This window comes from Pseudarthrobacter sp. 902506025 (assembly GCF_040702325.1).
In the GTDB taxonomy this organism is placed as follows: domain Bacteria; phylum Actinomycetota; class Actinomycetes; order Actinomycetales; family Micrococcaceae; genus Arthrobacter.
The window spans coordinates 1-3,408 of record NZ_JBFBKW010000024.1 but is presented as its reverse complement, the minus strand read 5'-3'; the positions used below and the strand labels follow the sequence as shown (position 1 = coordinate 3,408).

Here is a 3,408-nt window from a genome sequence, read left to right as displayed (position 1 = left end):
CGACGCCGCCCAAAACGTCAAAACCGAAGGCCAATACGCAGCCACCGACGTCAAAGACCGCGCAACCGACGCCAAAGACACCATCCAAAACACCTAGTCCGCGCGGGCAGCGACGGACTGCAGCCAAGCCGGCTCCGCATCATGCGGGGCCGGCTTTCTGTTATTCGGTCAACAACCAGGTGCCTGGTGGGCTCATGGGGGCTAGCGCTTGCCCTTCTTCCGCGATCCCTTGCCGCGGCCCTTGTCAGGGTTGGGGGCATAGCGCTGGGCCACCTTGGGCGCTTTTTTGGTTCCGGTGCCGCGGCGGTCCGGTTTGGGTTCCTTCTTCACCTTTTGTGGCTGGGCGGAGGGCTGGCGGGAGCTCTGGGCGGTGCGGCCGCGCACCACGCCAATGAATTCCTCCAGCACGTCGTCCGTGGCCTCCGCGGGCCAGGCCAGGGCGATTTCGGTCTCCTCCGCCCCGGTGAGCCTGCGCGCCACGGTGTCTTTGACGTTGAAGTGGCGCGCCACTGACATTGGGAGGATCAGCAGCCCGGCCCCGGAGGCCACCACCTGGAGCGCCGTCTCCGGGCCGCCCAAGGAAGCAGCATCGAGGAAGGACTCCTGGGCGAGGTCGGCAAGGGCCACTTCCTCGAACACTGAGATCTCGTGGCCCTTGGGGGCAACCACCACGGGTTGTTCCTCGTAGAGCGGGATGACGCTGAGGCCGTCCCGGTCAATCGGAAGGCGGACGAAGGCCATGTCAGCCTGGCCGCCATCCAGCACCTGGCGCTGCACGCCGTCGTCGATCATGAATGCTTCAAGGAGAATGTGGGGCATCCGCTCTTCCCAGCGGCGGATCCACTTGCCCGGCGTCACCCCTGCCACATACGCGACGCGCAGCACCCGCGGCGCCGCCTCGTCGGGGGCGGGCTGGGAATCAGGCATGGGGGCATTGTCGGCGGGCACGTCTTCACAGTACCCGCCGCCCGGATACCCTTGAAGCATGACCTCTGCAAACTCCCAGTCCATGAAGCCGGCCACCGTTGCCAAGAAACTTGGCATCTACCTGCCGGCCACCCCGCAGGAGTTCCAGGATTCAACCATTACCCGCGAGGAGTTCGCCGAACTCCAGGCCAACCCGCCGGAATGGCTTGCCGAACTCCGCCGCAATGGGCCGCACCCCCGCCCCGTGGTGGCCCAGAAGCTGAACGTGTCCATCAGCGGCCTGGCACGCGGCGGCGTGGAAGAAGCGCTCACGACGGCGGAGATCACCGCGCTGCTGCAGGCTCCCCCGCAGTGGCTCGTCACCGAACGCGCCACGCACGCTGCAGTCCGTGCCGAGGCCCAGCGGGTCAAGGACGAGGCCGCGAAGAAGCAGGCAAAGAAGGACCGCGCCCAGGCTTAGCCTGCACCGCCGCCCTTTCAGAAGCTTGTTCGCCCGTCCGGAGCCTCAGCGTCCGGATGCGCGGACAAGCTTCTGTTGCATCCCGGTCCGTCAGTCCTGGTGGATCTGGATGTAGTTGCCGCAGCCGTCGTCGAACACGGCGCTGGTCCCAAATGAGTCCGTGGTGGGCGGAGTCTTGAAGCTGACCCCGGCGGCCGACAGGCGGTCATATTCTGCCTGGACATCGGGTACCCCGAAAACGATGGCGGGGAGGCCGGCCTCACGCACGGCGTTCATGTAGCTGGCGCCGATCGGGTTGTCGCTGGGCTCCAGGAGCAGCCCCACCGAACTGTCGGCCGCCCCCGGATCCTTGATGATGTACAGGTTGTACTCCGGCATGGCCATGAGGGTGTCAAAGCCGAGCGTGCCGGTGTAGAAGGCGTGGGCGGCCGCGGGGTCCTGGACGTGGATGCTGCACATTTTGAGTCGCATGGTCCCACGCTACCGCCCAACATGGCGCCCTTTGGAGTGCCTGCCTCCGCATTTTGCAGCCATTGACGCTGTGCCTGGAAGACGGTCCAATGGAAGGACCAGCCCGGGCTTTCCGGCCGGGGCCAAGTCTTTGTGGGGAATGACGGGCGCGGGAGGTGCAGGATGTCAGTCGTGGCGGAGTCCTTGACCCAGGGACTGCTTCAAGGTGCGGGGGTGGTCCTGCTGTGCGGTGCCGTGCTGGTTGCCAGCGTCGCCGCCACGGTTTTCGTTGTACGACGACGGTCCCTGGCACCCGCAGGCGGCGCACCGGAGGCTCCTGACCAGCTGTTTTGGGACCTGTTCCTCGGTTCCTGCGTGGCGCTTCCGGCCCTTCTGATCCCGGCCCTGGTTTCTCCCTGGGCGGGGCTGGTGCTGGCCGGGGCAGCTGCGGCCTCGGGCCTTGCGGCCTACCGGGGCAGCCCAAAGTTCCTGGCGTGGCGCGCCGCCCGGCGTGAATACCGGGAGCAGCTCTCCGCGCATCAGGCCGCCCGGATACAGCATGATGAGCTCATAGTCCGCTGGCGGCGCTACGAACTGGATCCCGGCTGCAGCATCGACTACCCGGCACTGACCGACGTGCGGCTGCCGGAAACGTCCGCGTTGATCAAGGCCATGCGGACCGCGGATCAACTGCGGACGGCCACGCATAAGGGCTACCCGGACGCCGTCGGAAGCCTGGCTGCATCGCTCGCAGCAGCGGAACGGGCGGCGGGAATTCCGGCGGCCATGCCAATGAAGCAGGCCGGCTGAAGTTAACTGCTGTGTCGAAGGGGTTGGATCGGCGCGGAGGCCCGGCGATAGCATCCCAAGATGAAGCCTGAGGAACTGCCTGTCCATGACGAGTACGGCCGGCTGCTGGAGGACCGCGGGGTCTGGCGGCAAGCCACCACGCTGGAGGCCGCCGGTGAGCTGACGGCACGGTGGCTGGAAGGCGGGAGTTCGTACCAGCCTGGACACTTCGCTGCGGCGTTCGACGCCGAGACGGAACCACTGGCCGCGCCGTTGGCTGAGTTGAACCGCAGCGGGCTGTTCACGAAGGAGTCCCAGCCGGGCATCCTGGCTGATGGGGCGGCGCAGCGGCAGTACGTCACCGGCTTCTGCAGCGCCGAAACCGCGCGGAGCCTGCTGGCACTTTCCACCCGCACGGAGCTGGTGACGGTAGTCCACGCTCCCGGCGAGGCAAGCAGCGCCGCCATTCCCGTGACCCTGGCCGGAGCAGAGATCACCACGGTCCTCGGCTCCAGCGAGAACCCCGTGGAGGAGGCCCAGATCCAGGACTGGGCCGGGGAGACCAACGATGCGCTGGCCCTCCTGCTCGCGGATTCCTGGTATGTGGAGATCCTGGATCCTGTGTGGGGCCGCAATGACGTGCTGCTGCCTGCAGTGCTGGAGGCATTGAAAGGGGCGGAGCAGCAGGGCGGTTTCTAGGGGTCGTCGCAACACCTGTTGGTTAGGTGGTTAGTAGTAAATCACGTAAGCGCTCGGCTGGAGTCTTCCAGCCGAGCGTTTTG

General features: G+C 66.5%; 5 protein-coding genes. 3 read left to right on the top strand and 2 right to left on the bottom strand.

Annotated elements, in window-relative coordinates:
• Positions 1 to 201: 201 nt before the first annotated feature.
• Positions 202 to 927 (bottom strand): LysR family substrate-binding domain-containing protein, encoded by a 726-nt coding sequence (locus AB0280_RS21485; RefSeq protein ID WP_307491078.1) that lies wholly within the window; start codon positions 925 to 927, stop codon positions 202 to 204.
• 58 nt (positions 928 to 985) lie between these two features.
• On the opposite strand from AB0280_RS21485, the gene AB0280_RS21480 reads away from it, so the two are divergent.
• Complete coding sequence (locus AB0280_RS21480; protein WP_159629326.1) at positions 986 to 1,387, top strand: DUF5997 family protein; 402 nt, start codon at positions 986 to 988, stop codon at positions 1,385 to 1,387.
• A 90-nt stretch (positions 1,388 to 1,477) separates the two neighbouring features.
• Here AB0280_RS21480 and AB0280_RS21475 read toward each other — a convergent pair whose 3' ends face one another.
• Complete coding sequence (locus AB0280_RS21475; RefSeq protein WP_159629328.1) at positions 1,478 to 1,858, bottom strand: VOC family protein; 381 nt, start codon at positions 1,856 to 1,858, stop codon at positions 1,478 to 1,480.
• A 162-nt stretch (positions 1,859 to 2,020) separates the two neighbouring features.
• On the opposite strand from AB0280_RS21475, the gene AB0280_RS21470 reads away from it, so the two are divergent.
• A complete protein-coding gene (locus AB0280_RS21470) occupies positions 2,021 to 2,647 on the top strand; it encodes a hypothetical protein (protein WP_307491075.1) in 627 nt (208 codons plus the stop codon).
• 60 nt (positions 2,648 to 2,707) lie between these two features.
• Positions 2,708 to 3,325: a DUF6919 domain-containing protein gene (locus AB0280_RS21465; protein ID WP_307491071.1), complete on the top strand. Its 618-nt coding sequence runs from the start codon at positions 2,708 to 2,710 to the stop codon at positions 3,323 to 3,325.
• The last annotated feature ends 83 nt before the right edge of the window (positions 3,326 to 3,408 follow it).